This window comes from Wolbachia endosymbiont (group B) of Ischnura elegans (genome assembly GCF_947251585.1).
Lineage (GTDB): Bacteria > Pseudomonadota > Alphaproteobacteria > Rickettsiales > Anaplasmataceae > Wolbachia.
The window spans coordinates 188,747-205,747 of the sequence record NZ_OX366371.1; the positions used below are offsets into that span (position 1 = coordinate 188,747).

A 17,001-nucleotide genomic window follows, 5' to 3' on the forward strand; every position below is an offset into this window, starting at 1 on the left:
AATCTAGAAATGTAAACTCTAATCACCTAAGGCAAGTAAAAGTGCTTAGTATTTTAACGTAGGTTCACCTTTTAGTTTGTAATAAACTTTTTTTTACGTATAAATCTTTAGAAAATTTTAGTCAAGAGCTATGTTATTAACAAATAGTGAGTTGAAAAGAGACCTAGTTAACGCCTATCAAATTTTATCTTATCTTAAATTAGATGATCATACGTATACTCATCTCTCTGTACGTTCTGAAGATAAAAAGTCATTTTATGTTTATCCGTTTGGTATACGTTTTTATGAAGTAGATGAAAGTTCATTGATGAAAGTATCGTTTGATGGGAATATAATTGAAGGCAAAGAATATCAATATAATAAAACTGGCTATGTAATCCATGGCTTCATTTATCAAGCAAGGAAAGATATTCAAGCAATTTTTCATCTACATACACCTTCTATTGTAGCAGTTTCTTCTCTCAAGGATGGATTACTCCCAATAAGTCAGTGGGCGCTGCACTTTTATAATAAGGTATCTTACCATGATTATAATTCCCTGGCACTTGATGATACAGAAGGAAAAAGATTAATAGCTGATTTGAAAGAAAATTTTGTGATGTTAATGCGCAATCATGGATCTATAACATGTGGTCAGACTATACAAGAAGCAATGTTTTATACGTATCACTTAGAACAAGCTTGTAAAACTCAATGCCTGACGCTAGCAATGAATAGGGAGTTGTCAATTCCAAGTGAAGAAATTTGCTCAAAAGCCGTAAAGGATCTTCTGTCTTTCGAAAGCAATCTTGGTGAGAGAGATTGGCACGCATGGGTTAGGTTGATTAAAGGTAAGTTATAAAAGTTTCTGACTCTTCGATAGATATTAGATTTCTTGCATAACCAGCCAGTCTGAAATCCAATAATGGTTTCACACGCTGTAACTCTTCAATTCATGTAAGAAGTCTAATGTCTCCATCTCTACTTAAGTTAACACCCTTAACTAAGCAGATACAAGTAAATATAGCCCTTCCCATAATAGTCCAAAAAGGTCATAAGAAAGAAGAATCGACAGCATGACGAAAAGATTTGAATAAAGGAATGTTTTTCCTGGTTCTGTTTTTTATAGCAAACCAATAATGTTCAATTTTGTTAAAATCTGGAGAATATGGAGGAAGATATAAAATTTCTGCACCAACTCCTTTAGCAAATCTTATTAGACTTATGAAAAGTAGCATTATCAAGGATAACAGTTTGTCCAGGTTCCAAAATCGGTGTCAGAAACTGCTCAAACCATTTATTAAAGATATCCATATTGCAGTGGCCTTCAAAGGTTAACGGAGCAATTATTTTTCTTCCACTTAAGGCTGCAACCATGCTAATTCGTTGAGTTTTCTTCCCAGATTTTAGGGCATAAAACCGCTGTCCTTTCTGGCAATACCCATAGGTTCAGTGTTATCAATGCCAGACTCATCTATATACACTAATTCTTTAGGTTCTTTTGTTGCTATAACCTTTGAAAATTGAGCTCGCTTTTCTTCATTTCTTTCTTTATATCCGTAGGTCTTTTTTTTCTTGTGAATCCTATATTTTTAAGTGCTCGATGAATTGTTTGTCTACTAATATTGCCCCAGCATCTCTGACTGAGTTTTGCCACCTTGCTCATTTGCAAATTCGGCAAATGCATTCCAGTCGGTAATTTTATGCCACGCTTCCAGGCTTTTTTGACTGAAAATCTCCCGTTTTCTCACGTCTTTTCTTCCACTCATATAAAGTTGTTTTTCCGATCTTAAATCTCTTGGCAACAGTTTCTCCACTCTCTCCTTCATCCAATGCTTCCATTACCTTTTTTCTTAAGTCATAACTATATGCTACTGGCATCCTTACCTTCCACTACTATCAATCCATATCTTACTCTTTTTGGACTATTATGAGAAGGGCTATAACTAGTAAGTTTTTTCAATCCTGCTCCACAGCAAATTTTAATGCTATGTGAGTAGTTATAGTGCTGTTAACAATTAAAATGACAAAAACTAAGATGGTGATTAGTAGTGTATAAATATTCAAGGATAAATTTTCAAATTGAGTTAGCAATTTGAAATATACAAAAGTTGGCATTATCATTGGCAAAACAAGAATTTGCGACACTCCTGATGCTAAGTTATTTCGACCAATCATCAATGCATTTCCAGTAGCTGAAATATTAATGATTATCAGCGTATTAAATAATAAAGACACTCCAACTGCTATTGAATGTTCAATATTATTGCCTAGAATTGCAAAGCTGAACATGAAAGAAATCACTGAAATCGGTAACCCAAATAACAACCAGTGAGCGAAGATTTTATAAGCAACTATCAGCCTAGAAGAGAGTGGCTGTAAAAAGATTTGCTCTAATATTCCATCATGATAATCAGATGTAAATAAATTATTTGTAGAGATCTGCAAAACAAATGTAGCACATATCCATGTTAATGTTAATATGACTTCTTGTTTACTGTTGTTTTCAAGTGTATATGAAGATAAACTTAACATTATAATAAAAATACATACTATATAAGTAAGATTATTATCATTTATTACTAATTTTTTTACCAAACTAATCATACCAGGATTTTAAATGTTTATTATAAATTATAGTGTTTACTTTGAGGGTAGTATAATTTTTTGTGTTTACAAGTTATATAAGTTTTAATATATTTTATTGATAATGCTATGGAAAAATTAATAAAAATAAAGTTACCGGAAGATTACGTTCCTTCAGAAAATGAAGAATATATGAACGTAAAACAACTGGAATACTTTAGCTTAAAGTTACAATCAATACTCTCTGAACTGGAGAAACAAGATCTAGAAGATAGTAGTATTTATTCTGATAGTGAAAATGGAGAATTAATTAAGCGCCGAAAAGATAGAAAAGAAAAAATTAAGGAGGCGTCGGAAAAAATAAAATTAGGTATTTATGGTTACTGCGATGGAACGGGAGAAGAAATAGGAGTCGAAAGACTTAAAGCTAATCCGCTTGCTATGTATTGTATTGAAGAACAAGAGAGAATAGAAAAAGAAAAGAACGTGTATAACATTAATGATTAGAACTTGTCGGGAGTGTTAAATAAACTGTATCAAACCGAGAAGTAAAGTAATAAATTGATAAAAAAATGGAGGTTTGACAATGAGTCAAGCAAACACAACTACCGGTTTGGTAGACTATAAAGAATTAGAAACAAATATCTTCTCATCTATACGAGAAGGAAGACCATTGACAGGAAGAGATGGAGCATTAACACCATTTATAAAAAACTGCTAGAGGGAAGGCGAGATAGAAAACCATTTGTCGGCTGAAAGCGAAGAAAACAACCGAAGAAATTCAAAGACTTTACGGACAAGTATTTGAACTATTGACACCAAGAGATAGAGAAGGAAGTTTCGAGCCACAAGTAGTCAGAAAAAGGCAAACAACCGAACTTGAAGCAAAGGTTTTAAGTACATATGCCAGTGGCATGGGATATAGCATCGCATGTAGAAGAAATATAAAATATCTGCAGCAGAGATATCAAGTATTACTGACAAATTGTTACCGGTAATCAACGAATGGCGCAGTCGTCCGCTGCAATCTGTATATCCAATAGTGTTCATGGTTTTTTAAGGTCAAGGAGGACGGGCATTGTGTAAGCAAATGTATGTATAACATATTAGCAAAATGGCAGAAAAGAAGTTTTGGGTTTTTATTTGGCTGAAAGTGAAGTTCTGGTTGGGAGTACTAAATGACCTAAAAGAGAGAGGAGTAGATGATATTCTGATAGCTTGTGTTAAAAAGCTTTCCTACAGCTATAAATAGCGTATTTCCTAAAGCAGAAATGTATAGTACATCAGATAAGAAATTCACTGAAATATGTATCGAGCAAAAGTTTTCATGAATGATTTGAAAAAAACATATCAAGTAGAGAAATAGCCGAGAATTATTTACTTGAACTGGAGGAAAAATGGGGAGAAAAATATACTTTAGTTTTGGGAGAATAATTGGGAAAATCTGTCTAGTTATTTTAAATATTCCGGCCCTGTAAGAAAGTTAATTTATACCACAAATCCTATTGAAGGGTTACATAGACAGATCAGAAAATTTACTAAAACTAAGGGCTCATTTACCAGCACAAATGCCTTGTATAAACAGGTATATTGTGCTATAAAGAAGGCAGGAGAGAAATGGACTATGCCTATACATGATTGGGCTTTAACTATCTCTCAACTTGATATCTTTTTTCCTGGTAGGTTAAAAATCGAGTTGACACAGTTTATTTAACACTCCCTTTTTATTCTGGATACTAGGTTAAAAATAGAACGTTTAAATTTCTTGTTTTTATTGTTATCATACTTAGATTTCCTAAGAACTTATTTACTACAAAATACAACAAGTTCTATTTATTTGAGAAAGTTGTGCGTCTTGTAGAACAGATTTTGTTGTAGGTTTCTCTGTAGCTATTTCAAGGTTTTCTTCTATGCTTTTTTGTTCTCTGTAATCTTTAACTTCTTGAATGAAATCTTCAAGCCACTTCTCACTACCTATCTTGGCATGTCGTTGTTGCTCACCTTTAAGAAGTTTTATTACAGCTGCATCTTGATTTTCAGGCACTCTTTGATATTTAAGCCACAAGTCACGAATATCAGGAGGAGCTTTTTTCAAATGAGCTTCAAAGGTTGCTTTTGTGTCTTTTGTACTTTCTTCTTGTTGATCTTGATGGAATTTAAACCAGAAATTGCGAATATCAGGAGAAGCTTTATCCCAAAGAAGTTTAGTAATTTCTTTTATATTTCTCAGATCTTCTTGTTTCAATCTTTTACCATCACCTATATATCGTTTATTAAGACCAACTTGCAGAGGATAAAGTAAAAGGGTAGTTTTGCTCTGTGAATGTATAGGTCTATTTAAAATCATTGCTAGATTTGTATCACAATCTTCTAATACTGCTTTAACTTTTTTAACATCTAAATAATCTATTGCTTGACGTAATTTATGGTGAAGATCACTTGTTCTCTTTAAGTTTTTCACTTTTTGCATATGCGAATCATCATTTCCTTTCGCTTCTTGCATAGCTATATCACACGAAATACTCTCAATTTTTTGCTCCATTTTCTGTATACATTGATTAATTTCCTTTTGATTTTTTTTGAATATAATCAACTGTGAAGTGGTACAAGGGTTAGGTAGATCGTCTTTAAACTCTTTTTGTATATTACTAGGTAATTCGCTTTTCAAAACTTCTTGTATATCGCTATCGTAATTATTTTTTATATTCTCAAAGTTGCCTTGTATAGCTTCACTAATTAATGAATCTCGAATGTTTTTTTGTCTGTTAGTTAATAACATACTTTACCTCTATCTCTTATGGCAAATTTAGCGCTATAATTATACGTATTTATAATCAAGTCAAGAGAAAAATTAGCAAAGCGGTTGAAGTTTTAATAACATATAGCTTTCACAGTACTGTCTATGGAAAGTCTGCAAGTTTTACGTTCAATTGCGTTTATTGTGGGAATTTTTCTATTGTTGTTTGGCGTAGCAATGCTTATTCCTGCTATTACTAATAATTATCTAGGTTACGAATGGAAAAATTTTCTGGTTGGATTTATAGTTACCTGCACATTTAGTGCGATTTTTATTCTACTGGGTAAACTAAATAGGGTACATGGAATGCCGGCAATTTTTGCGATTACCAGTTGTACCTGGATTGCATTATCTCTATTTGCAGCTATTCCATTTTATCTTGATAGTTTAAGCTACATTGATGCACTGTTTGAAGCAGTATCTGGGATTACAACCACAGGAGCAACTGTTCTAAGTTACATCGAGCAACAATCTCCGGGGATACTACTGTGGAGAGCAATGCTGCACGGTATAGGTGGTTTTGGAGTAATTACAGTAGGAATTGCAATTTTTCCCATATTTAAGGTTTTGAGCTTAAATAATTTACTCTATTCTGAGTACTCAGATGCTCTTAAAAGAAAGTTACCACATACGCGAAGCGTAGTAATACATATTGCAGAAATATATTACTGCCTAATTTTATTGTGCATATTTTCCTACTATCTAGCTGGCATGCCATTATTTGACGCAGTATGTCACGGAATGTCCGCTGTATCAACTGGTGGATTTGCTAACTATAACGATTCTATAGGCTACTACAATAACCCTATATTGGAGGTCATAACAATTATCTTTATGATTTTAGGCTCTTTACCTTTTCTGAGCTATTTAAAAATTATAAGACGATTAGACGTTTGTTATGATGAACAGGTCTCTTACTTTATTAAGATAGTTGTTATCTCATCTTTGCTTGCTTGTTTTTGGTTATATAAAAATTTTGACTTAGGAGTATTTTTATCATTTAGGTACAGCACATTCACCATTACCTCCTTTATCACATCAACTGGCTATGTAATGTGCAACTACTTGAATTGGAGCTTTATTTCAGTCTTAGCTTTCTTTTTAGCCTTTATTGGTGGATGTGGTGGTTCTGCTAGTGGTGGAATCAAAATCTTCCGTTTAGTCATTTTTCTAAAATCTATAAGGAATTACTTTAGCTCTTTATTAAATCCAAGTGAAAGCGATAGAGTAAAACTCAATGGTAAAATACTGGAGAATGATGAAGTTCAATCTGTCTTTACGTTTTTTGCGATTTACATGTTAACGTTCGCTATATCATCAATAGTGATGTCTTACTTGAGCAATGCGGACTTTATAACTAGCATCAGCTCTGTTTCTGCAATGCTTACAAATTCTGGCCCAGGATTTAGTAACCTAATAGGTCCTTCAGGTAATTATTCCTCCTTTAGTGGTGGAGTAAAGCTATTTCTATCGTTTTTGATGCTGCTTGGCAGGCTTGAAATATTGCCAATTTATTTTTGTATAGGTAGTTTATACTGGAAACTTTGCCATTCCAGAGTGTAACGCTAATTCAGGTTGGCTTTGTTGCATAGCTAGTGTTGGTTGAGGTTATTGTAAGGAGAAAAGCTTATGGTTACTAACGCATTTTGTTGTAAAATAGGCATTTTTCAAACAAGTATAACTTATGCCACAAAAAATGAGAGTAAGTAACCAAAGAGAATATAATGAGTTTCTAAAAAAAAGAGGAAATGTTTTTCATTTTGTTAATCAAGCCATAGAAAATTGGTATGAAAATAGTCCAAAAGTTGCAGGTGGCAATAACACTTATAGTGATAAAGTTGTAATTTTAATACACATAATAGTTCATCTTTTTAGAATTGGCTTGAGACAAGCTGTAGGTTTTGTAAAAGGTTATATGGTACAAATAGGCAAAAAACTTAAGATTATCAGCTATACACAAGCTTCCAGAAGATTTAAAAAGCTTAATTTGAAGATTGATGACCATAGAAGCAATAAAGATGATCTGGAAAATGTTGAAATTGCCGTAGATAGCACTAGAGTTAGTATCTACAATAATAACGGTGGGCATAGTAAGCTTAATATTCGAAAAAGAAAATACAGTGGTTATGGTCAAGTAAGAAAATTACATGTTATTTTAAACATAAATGATAAGAAAGCAATAAGCATGAACTACACTAGTGGTGTTGCTGTAGACTATTTGCCGGTCTGCGATATGTTAGAAGAAGTCAGTGATAAATATAACATTTGTTCTATTCGAGCAGATGCGGCTTATGATATAAAAAGTGTGTATAAAGAATGCAGAAAATACAATATTGTGCCTATTATTCGCCCTAGGAAGGATACTAAAATTTGTTTAGCTGACTACTTATCAGAAAGAAACAAGTATATTAGTAGAATTAGGTCATATGAGAATTATGAAGATGGTATTAATGAATGGAAGAAAAAAGTTAAGTATGGAGCACGGTCTTATATTGAAGTCTTTTTCTATAGGTTGAAGCAAATATTTGGGTTTGGCTTGAAAAATAAATCAGAGGTAAATCGTGAAAAAGAGCTGTTAATTAAGTGCTACTTACTGAACAAATTTACTGATATTGGTATGGCTAAATTTAAATTAGCTGCGTAAGTTCATTGTGATTTACATGCCTATCAGTGCTATGCAACAAAGCCATTCAGGTTTACATTTAAATTCTATTACATATTATTATAAGTATTACAAAACTTTAAAGGACAATTATGGCAGTTATGCCAGATAAATGGATAAGGGAAAAGGCTGAAAACTCTAGAATGATAGAGCCTTTTGTGAATCATAAAAGCAGTAAGGGTGTTGTATCTTTCGGATTATCATCTTATGGCTATGATGCAAGAGTTAGTAATAAGTTTAAGATTTTTACTAATGTTAATTCAGCTATTGTAGACCCCAAGAATTTTTCTGAGAATAGTTTCATAGATAAGGAAACAGATGTATGTATAATTCCACCAAATAGTTTTGTACTTGCCAGCACAGTGGAGTATTTTCGTATACCAAGGAATGTACTGGTAATTTGTGTTGGTAAGTCAACTTATGCAAGGTGTGGTATTATAGTAAACGTCACACCTTTAGAGCCTGGATGGGAAGGTCACGTCACACTTGAATTCTCTAACACTACTCCACTTCCTGCAAAAATTTACGCTAATGAAGGTGCATGCCAGTTTGTGTTTTTAAGCGGCGAAAGTGAATGCGAGAAATCATACGATGATATGAAAGGAAAATATATGAATCAACATGGTATCACTTTGCCGTTAGTTAAGTGATTACTTTAGATAAAGTTAGATATTGATTCTTTGTATTGAAGATTAGCAAAATTTTCTTTTATTAGTTCGTCACATTTTTTATCACCTAAAACTGCACGTGCAGAGTGATTTTTAAATGATTCTATAAAGCTAATAAAGAAATTTGTAGAAGGATTACTTAAAGCTTTTGCAACTTCTTTTTTTTCTTCATCATTGGCAAGCTGATTAAATAATTCTTCACCTTTTTTTGTAGCTCATTTTGAAATTCTTGTTTTACAGTAGCCTTATCCGCTCTTTGCGAGAAGGAAAACTCTTCAAAAGTGTACAAGGAAGAGACAATACTGTTAAAGGTACCAGTAAAACATGCACTGCCAACAAGTACTCCGTATTCTGTTTGCGATTCTACTAAATGTTTAACCAGTTGATATTTTCTCTGTGATATGCGGGTATTAATATCTATATTATTATCAGTACTTTTTTTATTTTTATCCTTACAAGCTTTCCAAACCAAACTTAAAACTTGCTTCAATCTTAATCCACTTCCACTATGTGAATCAGGGTCATTTTTTATACGCTTTAGGCACTCAAGTGCATGTTTTTGCTCATCTGCTGTGAGTTGATCTTTATCTGAAGCTTTTTGCGCGTCATTTGCTATACACTCTAGCTCATTAATAAAATTTTCTATTTCTTTTATAAATCCATCTCCAACATTAGGTTCACCATAGTCTTCTCTTAGCTTTTGAACGTTAATACTGATTGCATTATTTACATCAGTGTCATGTGTTGTTTGTGGGACACGTGCTATTTCCATAAATGCTTCACCTCTTTGCTCTAACCATTCTGGTAATTTGCCTCCTGCAAGAGTATATAGTTTACTCAGTGCTTTAAAGACTAGGATAAATGCTATAAAGAAAATAAAAAGTGCTGTAAATGATAGTATAACTAAACCAATGATTAGCCACCTTAAAGGAGCTAGTAAAATATCCCTTGCTTTTTAATTTTGACGGTCTTTGTATGTTGTCTGGTGTATTTACCGTTAATGGCATAATTAATTTTAAATAGTCTTACTATCATCAATATAGTATATTTCTCTTATTTTGTCAACTCACATTTCTACTTCTGTACTTTTTCATTCTTTCTTCTAATTACTATAGATGCATTTCTTTATTAATTGATATCCTTTCAAGCCGCTAATACTGATTGCATTCGCCTAGTTACAAAAAAATGTCTGTGCTAAAACATGCTCATATATAGCTCTTTTTCTAATAGTTCGAATAGCTGGATATTCTTTCTGGCTCAATTTTTTATAGCAAACCAATGGTTTGATTAAAATCAGGAGAATATGGAGGCAGATATATAACTTCAGCACCGATACTTTTAACAAATTCACTTATTTTCTATAAAAAGTTGCATTATCCAAAATCACCCAGCAATAAAGCTTGAACTAGCTATTAAAAACGTCTGTATCGCAGTAGCCTTCAAAAATCATAGGCGCCATAATTTTTCCCTTATTCAAAGCTGCAATCATACTAATACGCTGACTTTTGTGTTATCAATTCCAGATTAGTCGATATATACAAGAATTTCAGTGTTTTTTGTTGCTGTGAGTTTTTTAAGCTCAGCACGTTTTTTCTGCGTCCTTAAATAGTCCTAATTTTAATTTGTTTTAAGTTTAAAGTCTTTCGTTAGGTTTGCAGAATACATTTCCTTATTATCTTGGTTATAGAAAGTAAATTTGTGATCGTCTAAACCTAATATTGCAAAGCCAAAGCCGAAAAAGTTTCTAACTTCGTGTGCTAAGTAATTTCTACTATTTGGATAGTTAAATTCTACGTTTTGATAAACAGGTTCTTGATCTTGAGCGTGTAATAATGCACCGCCGTTTCCAACTATAATCTGATCTGGAACATTATCCATTAATAAAATCTGGGCTATATGAATGTGGCCAGAAACTATGGTAGTAACATTGCTTGGAAATTTATCTCCAAAAGCTTCAATTTGTGTAAGATTACCATGGCTTTTTAATGTCAAAAATTCTTTTTTTGGAGATCTCCAAAGTGGTTTATGAGTCAAAAACCACGTGGGCTTATCTTGTATCAATTTATCAAACTGCCTCTCAAAAGCATCAACTGTGCTTTGGGTTGTAAAAATTTCCTCACCGGATGAAGAGTCGAAGATAAAAAACTTCATCGGCCCAGCATCTAAGAACCAACTGGAAATAAGATCTTCACATTTTTGAGGGGAAAAGGGGTATGAATCTAAATATCTGAACCATCCTTCATAAGCTCTATTACAACTCTCATGATTTCCACGAACAAAAAGAAAAGGAGATTGTGTTAAAATATCTTTTGCAGGCTCAAACCAATCAGCGTACCAAGCTTCTTTGCTATATCCATAAATATCGCCGCACTTTTTTGTGTTTCTACATTTTGTTTGTCTATAATGATAATCACCAACATGGATAATTAAATCTGGTTTATGAAAAGCGATTGAATCTAAATTTTTTTTCAAAGGCCAGCTATCTACAGAATTACATTCTTGCTGAAATAACATATTTATTCTACATCCTGTATCGCCAATGAAGGCAATTTTGCTGATCTTTTCCGCTAATACGGGAACTTTTATATTGTCAATACTAATGTTTTGAGCATTTGTTTCTACTATCAGTTCACAAACTGTTTCGGTATTGTTAATTGAGCTGCGACTTAGCATTTCTACTTCCTTATTATCGACGTAAGCAATGGGACATATGTTATTGTCTATAATCGCACGTATGCTTAATTTATTTTCTGGAATGATTTGAGACCATGTGTACAATATTTGTGCATGAGTGGGGTAAAAGCTAATTGTAAGAGATAGAATTAAAAAAATGAAGATATTAGCTATTTTCATTTGTATAAAGACCTAAATTAAGAATTAGTAGTAAGATTATCTTAAATGATTAAAGTTTGTAACCATAAAATTCATAGTTAAATTATACAGGCATTTCCTAAATTATCCTAGTATCAGATTGACACTTTAGATGAAAAATCCTAAAATGATTAAGTAATTTAAAGTAATTATATAGAAACTAGAATAAAGTGCGGTCGTGGTGGAATTGGTAGACACGCAGCGTTGAGGTCGCTGTGGCTCACAAAGCCTTGGAAGTTCAAGTCTTCTCGACCGCACCAAGTTGTTTGGTGTAGGTGAAATGTTTATAGGAAATCAAAGTAGAAATAAAGTAGAAAGGGCCATCAGTGAAGTCAGGCGTGGTCTTCCAATTTTAATATATGATGATGAAAATAACTATCTATTGCTTGCTGCTGCTGAAACTTTAGAAAAAAATTTATTTAGTCAATATAAGCTTATATCAGGTAATGTGTATGTTACTTTGACTGCAAGTAAGGTAAAATACATATGTCAGAGTAAAGAACATAGTAGCAAACGTCTGTTGATAAGCAATTTTGATGAACTGCTCCATTTAATAAACTGTTCAAAGGAAGATTGGATAAAAGAGTTGCAATGCTCAAAGACAATAGATGCGTATGCTGTTGCCTTGCTTAAGTTCTCAGAATTATTGCCATACGCGTTAGTGGCTGATATGACTTTTGAGAATAAACATGAAATGCGAAATTGGTGTGAAGAAAATGACATTATTGCACTAAATACGTTACTTGTGAATGATTTTCAACAAAATCATAGTGTGTATGAAGTGTGCAAAACATCATTATTTTTAAAGCAGACTCAAGAAGTAGATATCATATCTTATAGAACCAAAAGTGGCGGAAGAGAACATTATGCAATTATCATTGGCAATCCAGATAAAGATAATGAGCCATTAGTGAGAATTCATTCTTCATGCTATACAGGAGACTTATTAGACAGCTTATCATGTGATTGCAGAAGCCAGTTACATCAAGCGATTCAAATAATGACCGACTTTGGGAATGGCATTATATTATACTTGATGCAAGATGGGAGAGGCATTGGTTTAACTAATAAGTTAAGAGCATACAGTATGCAAAGAAAATATAATCTTGATACTGTTGATGCAAATAGAGTATTGGGTTTTGAAGATGATGAAAGGAGCTTTGCTGTTGCAGCTAAAATACTTAAGAAATTGAACATTAACAAAATACAATTACTTACAAACAATGGTAGAAAGTTATCAGAGTTGAAAAATAACGGTATAGAAGTTACAAAGTGTGTACCACTTATTATGGAACGCAATGAATATAATGATTCATATATGGAAACAAAATTTGGCAAGTTAGGCCATGGATTAAGGGTTTATTAGCTTTTTTGTTATAACTACTTTGTTAGCTTGCTATGTTAATTAATATAAGTTAAGATTTTTAAGAATATTGAGATGCTGAAATTTTTAAAACAAGAAAAAAGTAATGAGTTATTGGATAAGGATATAAATTGGAATTCAAGTCGCTATAGCACAGTTGTTGCTCAGAGAAATACTTTACTTTTATTTACATTAATATTACTAGTTGCAATTTCTATAAGCATATTAGCTATATTTAAAATTAGCACAAGTAGCACTATTGAGCCATTCGTTATAGAAATTGATAAAAAATCAGGAATAGTGCAATTGGTTGATCCTGTTACAGTAAAACAACATTCTGCAAATGAAACGCTGAACGATTATTTTATTTCAGAGTATATAAAAGCAAGGGAGGTTTTTGACCCATATAATTATAATTATAATTATTATACAAAAGTAAGGTTGTTTTCTTCGCCTAGTGTATATAGTGAATTTGGCAATTATATAAAATCGCAGAATATGAATGACCTTTTTAATTTATATTCAGATGCTAAAGGTGAGTTGAAAATTCGTTCAATTCAAAAATTAGGTAATGATGCTCTTCAAGTGAGATTTTCTATAGAATTTACACGAAAAGATGGAAATTCCTCAAGGAAAAATAAGATAGTTGTGATGTCGTATAAATATGCATCGCTTGAAATGAATGATCAGCAAAGATATATTAACCCGTTAGGGTTTCAAGTTATTTCATATAGAGTAGATGATGAATATGTGTAGGATATTGTTAGTTTTAGCTTTACTAATAAGTGGCAACTTAAATGCATCTATTAATAATAAACCTATTTCTGTAGATAGTAGAATAAAGACTTTTGTATATAGCCCTAATGAGGTGTTTACAGTAATTTTTAGTCAAGGTTACTATTCTTATATTGAGTTTGCAGAAGGGGAAAAAGTCAAAAATATTGCTGTTGGTGATGCATCAAGTTGGAAAATTAATCCTTATGATAATAAACTGCTTGTCATGCCATTTGAAGTCAGTAGTCGCACTAACATGATTATTACGACAACTAAAAAGAGAAATTACATTTTTGATCTAATTTCAAGACCAAATTACGATAAATACCCAGATACTGATGCTAAAAAAGTGGATCATGATTATTCCGTTGAAAAGGATATATCTTACGTAATACGTTTTTATTATCCTCAAGAAGAAGATGAATTTGATGTTGATTTAGATGAGGTTTCTTTACCTACTCAAATGCAATACATTACAGAAAAGCCAGAAAAAATAATACAAGAAAATAATACGAGGTACAACTATACATATATTGATGAAGGTGGTAACGTAGATATAGTTCCAATTGAGTTATTCGATGATGGTTATTTAACCTATTTAAAGTTTAGAAATAGTAATAAAATTCCTCAGATTTTTATAGAAGGCGAATCCTGTAAAAGGCTGTTATTTGATGATTATGTTGTAATAAAAGGAGTACATAAAAAGCTATTAATGCGTTATGAAGGTAGTGAAGTTGAAGTTATAAATAGGTCACTTTAGTTCTGGTACATATAATATGAGTAAAGAAAGGCATAATAGTGTAGAAGATGAATCAGAGATAGAAAGCAAGGTAGTAACAGTTGGCTCTAATCAAGGTTATAAGGCATTGATGATAGTTATGGTAGCGCTCTTAGTTGGTGGAGTGTACTATCTTTATTTTAGTCCTTCTAATAAAGAGGGTCCAGAGATTGTTAAAAAAGAGGAAACAAAGCAAAACATTCAAGAATTGAAAGGAAAGTTAGAACAAGTTCCAGATAATGCAATAGTTTCCGAAAGAGTAGTAACTGATCTCTTGCCACCCTTACCTCCTCTTCCTATTCCACAAGTCATACCAGAAGTAAAACAAATCAAAAAAGAGGAAGTGACAAAAAAAGAAGAGCAACTAAAAGAAATTCCCTTGTCAAATATACCTGTTTTACCAAAGCAAAATTTTCCTTCTGGTAATGTTATTAGCAATTTGCCTACTTCATTTCCTACAATAGGGGGTGGCGGTTATCCTAGAGACAGACGTAGTGCACAAATGTTAGCAATTTCAGGTAGTAGTGGGGAAGGTAAAGCTACAGATGCTGTTTTATCCAATACCTCAGCACAATCGAGCAAAGCTACCAAAGCTGGAAAGCTTGGTTTAATGATTATTCAAGGTAAGGTTATTGACGCTATTCTTGAAACTGCAATAAGTTCTGACTTACAAGGAATGCTCCGTGCTGTTGTTAGTAGAGACGTTTATGCAGAAACTGGTGATACAATTTTAATACCAAAAGGTTCAAGGTTAATAGGTGGTTATTCATTCGACTCAAATGTTGCAAAAGCCCGCGTGAACATAAATTGGAATAGGATCATTCTTCCTCATGGTATAGATGTTGCTATTGCATCATCTGGTACCGATGAGCTTGGAAGGGCAGGGATAGCTGGAATAGTTGATAATAAAATAGCAAGTGCATTATTCTCTTCAGTGGCACTTGCTGGTGTTTCGATTGGTTCAGCTGTTGTAGGACAAAAAGCCTCTAATCTTATCGATGCGCTAACTGCCATGGATGCAGTGAAGTCTATTACTGCAACTGAAATAGATATTTCTTCTCTCAAAGGGGATATTGTTGAGAGATTGGAGAATTCTATAAAAACTGAAGTTGGGAAGGTAGGAGACGAAAAATGGAAATTGGGTATTAGGGCTATTGAAAAAATTCGAAATGCTAAAAGTGATCAGGATTTGCTGAGAATAATAAAGGAAGAAATAGTAAGTGTGATAAAAAGTTCTGGAGCTAGTGGAGTTGATACAATTACTAGTGACAATATCGGTATAACTTTAGACGATGTACGTCAACTGTTGAGGCAAACTCAGAAAAGAAGCAAATCTGTTTATGATGAAGCAATTGGGAAGTCAATCAATGATTTTTCCAAAGACATGCGAGATATAGTTGATAGGAGTGTAGATAAAAAACCAACTATTTATGTTAATCAAGGAACTGCATTGAAAGTATTTGTTAACCAAGATATAGTATTTCCTCCACAGTCAATATTAAATAACTGAAATGAACTATGCTGCACTTGATACATACTTGGAGCCATTACAAGGGATATTTCAAGAGGAAGGTGTAAATGAAATATCAATAAATAAACCGAAGGAAGTATGGATTGAAAATCGCGGTGAAATAAGATGCGAAAAGTTAGAAATATTTGATCTTAATCATTTAAAATCTCTTAGCAGGTTGATTGCTCAAGCTACAGAACAAAAACTGAGCGAAGAGACACCGCTGCTTTCAGCTACATTACCAAATGGTTATCGTATACAGATAGTGTTTCCTCCAGCATGTGAGCCTGATAAAGTAGTCATTTCAATTCGTAAACCTTCTTCTATGCAATTGGCATTGGATGATTATGAAAAAATGGGGGCTTTTTCTGAAACTGTTATAGGAGTGACCGATAATCCAGTAGATCGTCACCTAGATTTGCTACTGAAACAAAAAAAAATAAAAGAGTTTTTAGAATATGCTGTAATAAGTAAGAAAAATATCATAATTAGTGGTGGAACTTCCACTGGTAAAACCACTTTTACTAATGCTACTTTGCGTGCTATTCCATCTGAAGAAAGAATTATTACTGTTGAAGATGCAAGAGAGATAGTTTTGAATGATCATCCCAATAAAGTCCATTTAATTGCTTCTAAAGGAGGGCAAGGCAGGGCAAAAGTGACCACTCAAGATTTGATAGAGGCATGTTTACGTTTAAGACCAGATAGAATAATAGTTGGTGAGCTGCGTGGAGCAGAAGCTTTTAGTTTTCTTAGAGCAATAAACACTGGCCACCCAGGGTCAATATCAACTCTTCATGCGGATAGTCCGGCAATGGCTCTTGAGCAAATAAAACTTATGGTTATGCAAGCAAATCTTGGAATTCCCCCAGATCAGATCATACCATACATTAGAAATGTAATTGATATTGTTATTCAGCTAAAAAGAACCAGTGGAGGCAAAAGAAGCATTTCTGAGATATTATTTACTAGATCTTCAAATGAAAATACTTAAATTTATACGTAAGTTAAGA

Annotated in this window: 14 protein-coding genes, 1 tRNA gene and 3 pseudogenes; 12 read left to right on the plus strand and 6 right to left on the minus strand. The window is 32.9% G+C overall.

Going from position 1 to position 17,001, the window contains the following annotated elements; genetic code table 11:
- Positions 1 to 130 precede the first annotated feature (130 nt).
- Positions 131 to 841 (plus strand): class II aldolase/adducin family protein, encoded by a 711-nt coding sequence (locus tag OPR58_RS00930; protein WP_139686912.1) that lies wholly within the window; start codon positions 131 to 133, stop codon positions 839 to 841.
- A 190-nt stretch (positions 842 to 1,031) separates the two neighbouring features.
- Here OPR58_RS00930 and OPR58_RS00935 read toward each other — a convergent pair.
- Together OPR58_RS00935 and OPR58_RS00940 are read right to left on the minus strand one after the other, a co-directional pair.
- Positions 1,032 to 1,860, minus strand: a pseudogene (locus OPR58_RS00935) (IS630 family transposase).
- A gap of 78 nt (positions 1,861 to 1,938) precedes the next feature.
- Positions 1,939 to 2,586 (minus strand): heme exporter protein CcmB, encoded by a 648-nt coding sequence (locus tag OPR58_RS00940; RefSeq protein WP_007302672.1) that lies wholly within the window; start codon positions 2,584 to 2,586, stop codon positions 1,939 to 1,941.
- Positions 2,587 to 2,694: 108 nt separating this feature from the next.
- Here OPR58_RS00940 and OPR58_RS00945 point away from each other — a divergent pair, with 108 nt between their 5' ends.
- Together OPR58_RS00945 and OPR58_RS00950 are read left to right on the plus strand one after the other, a co-directional pair.
- Positions 2,695 to 3,072, plus strand: a complete 378-nt coding sequence (locus OPR58_RS00945) for a TraR/DksA family transcriptional regulator (RefSeq protein WP_265022794.1) — start codon at positions 2,695 to 2,697, stop codon at positions 3,070 to 3,072.
- Between the two features lie 79 nt (positions 3,073 to 3,151).
- Positions 3,152 to 4,279: pseudogene (locus OPR58_RS00950) on the plus strand (IS256 family transposase).
- Positions 4,280 to 4,375: 96 nt separating this feature from the next.
- Here OPR58_RS00950 and OPR58_RS00955 read toward each other — a convergent pair.
- Complete coding sequence (locus tag OPR58_RS00955; protein ID WP_264375379.1) at positions 4,376 to 5,344, minus strand: hypothetical protein; 969 nt, start codon at positions 5,342 to 5,344, stop codon at positions 4,376 to 4,378.
- 123 nt (positions 5,345 to 5,467) lie between these two features.
- Here OPR58_RS00955 and OPR58_RS00960 point away from each other — a divergent pair, with 123 nt between their 5' ends.
- The 3 genes from OPR58_RS00960 to dcd all read left to right on the plus strand — a co-directional run bounded on the left by OPR58_RS00960 (position 5,468) and on the right by dcd (position 8,674).
- The gene (locus OPR58_RS00960) at positions 5,468 to 6,925 is read left to right on the plus strand and encodes a TrkH family potassium uptake protein (RefSeq protein ID WP_010404910.1); all 1,458 of its coding nucleotides are present in this window, start codon (positions 5,468 to 5,470) and stop codon (positions 6,923 to 6,925) included.
- A 121-nt stretch (positions 6,926 to 7,046) separates the two neighbouring features.
- The gene (locus OPR58_RS00965) at positions 7,047 to 8,006 is read left to right on the plus strand and encodes an IS5 family transposase (RefSeq protein WP_265022212.1); all 960 of its coding nucleotides are present in this window, start codon (positions 7,047 to 7,049) and stop codon (positions 8,004 to 8,006) included.
- 110 nt (positions 8,007 to 8,116) lie between these two features.
- Positions 8,117 to 8,674 carry a dCTP deaminase gene (gene dcd, locus OPR58_RS00970; RefSeq protein ID WP_006012513.1) on the plus strand — a complete coding sequence of 186 codons (558 nt, stop codon included), beginning with the start codon at positions 8,117 to 8,119 and terminating at the stop codon, positions 8,672 to 8,674.
- Positions 8,675 to 8,831: 157 nt separating this feature from the next.
- Here the strand turns inward: dcd and OPR58_RS00975 are convergent, their stop codons facing one another.
- The 3 genes and pseudogenes from OPR58_RS00975 to OPR58_RS00985 all read right to left on the minus strand — a co-directional run bounded on the left by OPR58_RS00975 (position 8,832) and on the right by OPR58_RS00985 (position 11,545).
- Complete coding sequence (locus tag OPR58_RS00975; protein ID WP_265022795.1) at positions 8,832 to 9,464, minus strand: hypothetical protein; 633 nt, start codon at positions 9,462 to 9,464, stop codon at positions 8,832 to 8,834.
- 488 nt (positions 9,465 to 9,952) lie between these two features.
- Positions 9,953 to 10,294: pseudogene (locus OPR58_RS00980) on the minus strand (transposase); the annotation flags it as partial.
- A gap of 15 nt (positions 10,295 to 10,309) precedes the next feature.
- Positions 10,310 to 11,545, minus strand: a complete 1,236-nt coding sequence (locus OPR58_RS00985) for a metallophosphoesterase family protein (RefSeq protein WP_265022796.1) — start codon at positions 11,543 to 11,545, stop codon at positions 10,310 to 10,312.
- Between the two features lie 190 nt (positions 11,546 to 11,735).
- Between OPR58_RS00985 and OPR58_RS00990 the strand changes: the two genes are divergently transcribed.
- The 6 genes from OPR58_RS00990 (at position 11,736) to virB11 (ending at position 16,982) form a co-directional block, all read left to right on the plus strand.
- Positions 11,736 to 11,823 (plus strand) — tRNA-Leu (locus OPR58_RS00990).
- 20 nt (positions 11,824 to 11,843) lie between these two features.
- Positions 11,844 to 12,929, plus strand: coding sequence for a GTP cyclohydrolase II (locus tag OPR58_RS00995; RefSeq protein WP_064086006.1), 1,086 nt, complete (start codon positions 11,844 to 11,846; stop codon positions 12,927 to 12,929).
- A 72-nt stretch (positions 12,930 to 13,001) separates the two neighbouring features.
- Positions 13,002 to 13,682, plus strand: a complete 681-nt coding sequence (locus OPR58_RS01000) for a VirB8 family type IV secretion system protein (protein ID WP_265022797.1) — start codon at positions 13,002 to 13,004, stop codon at positions 13,680 to 13,682.
- Entirely contained in the window at positions 13,669 to 14,460 is a 792-nt protein-coding gene (gene virB9 / locus OPR58_RS01005; protein WP_019236950.1) for a P-type conjugative transfer protein VirB9, read from the plus strand. The genes OPR58_RS01000 and virB9 overlap by 14 nt, the downstream gene beginning before the upstream one ends.
- A 16-nt stretch (positions 14,461 to 14,476) precedes the next feature.
- Complete coding sequence (locus OPR58_RS01010) at positions 14,477 to 15,988, plus strand: TraB/TrbI/VirB10 family type IV secretion system protein (protein WP_265022798.1); 1,512 nt, start codon at positions 14,477 to 14,479, stop codon at positions 15,986 to 15,988.
- 1 nt (position 15,989) lies between these two features.
- Entirely contained in the window at positions 15,990 to 16,982 is a 993-nt protein-coding gene (virB11, locus tag OPR58_RS01015; protein ID WP_019236952.1) for a P-type DNA transfer ATPase VirB11, read from the plus strand.
- Positions 16,983 to 17,001 lie beyond the last annotated feature (19 nt).

Excerpts from the sequence above, each read along its gene's own strand:
- OPR58_RS00930 (WP_139686912.1), top strand. The coding sequence starts at position 131 with ATGTTATTAACAAATAGTGAGTTGAAAAGAGACCTAGTTAACGCCTAT.
- OPR58_RS00940 (WP_007302672.1), bottom strand. The coding sequence starts at position 2,586 with ATGATTAGTTTGGTAAAAAAATTAGTAATAAATGATAATAATCTTACT.
- OPR58_RS00945 (WP_265022794.1), top strand. The coding sequence starts at position 2,695 with ATGGAAAAATTAATAAAAATAAAGTTACCGGAAGATTACGTTCCTTCA.
- OPR58_RS00955 (WP_264375379.1), bottom strand. The coding sequence starts at position 5,344 with ATGTTATTAACTAACAGACAAAAAAACATTCGAGATTCATTAATTAGT.
- OPR58_RS00960 (WP_010404910.1), top strand. The coding sequence starts at position 5,468 with ATGGAAAGTCTGCAAGTTTTACGTTCAATTGCGTTTATTGTGGGAATT.
- OPR58_RS00965 (WP_265022212.1), top strand. The coding sequence starts at position 7,047 with ATGCCACAAAAAATGAGAGTAAGTAACCAAAGAGAATATAATGAGTTT.
- dcd (WP_006012513.1), top strand. The coding sequence starts at position 8,117 with ATGGCAGTTATGCCAGATAAATGGATAAGGGAAAAGGCTGAAAACTCT.
- OPR58_RS00975 (WP_265022795.1), bottom strand. The coding sequence starts at position 9,464 with ATGGAAATAGCACGTGTCCCACAAACAACACATGACACTGATGTAAAT.
- OPR58_RS00985 (WP_265022796.1), bottom strand. The coding sequence starts at position 11,545 with ATGAAAATAGCTAATATCTTCATTTTTTTAATTCTATCTCTTACAATT.
- OPR58_RS00995 (WP_064086006.1), top strand. The coding sequence starts at position 11,844 with ATGTTTATAGGAAATCAAAGTAGAAATAAAGTAGAAAGGGCCATCAGT.
- OPR58_RS01000 (WP_265022797.1), top strand. The coding sequence starts at position 13,002 with ATGCTGAAATTTTTAAAACAAGAAAAAAGTAATGAGTTATTGGATAAG.
- virB9 (WP_019236950.1), top strand. The coding sequence starts at position 13,669 with ATGAATATGTGTAGGATATTGTTAGTTTTAGCTTTACTAATAAGTGGC.
- OPR58_RS01010 (WP_265022798.1), top strand. The coding sequence starts at position 14,477 with ATGAGTAAAGAAAGGCATAATAGTGTAGAAGATGAATCAGAGATAGAA.
- virB11 (WP_019236952.1), top strand. The coding sequence starts at position 15,990 with ATGAACTATGCTGCACTTGATACATACTTGGAGCCATTACAAGGGATA.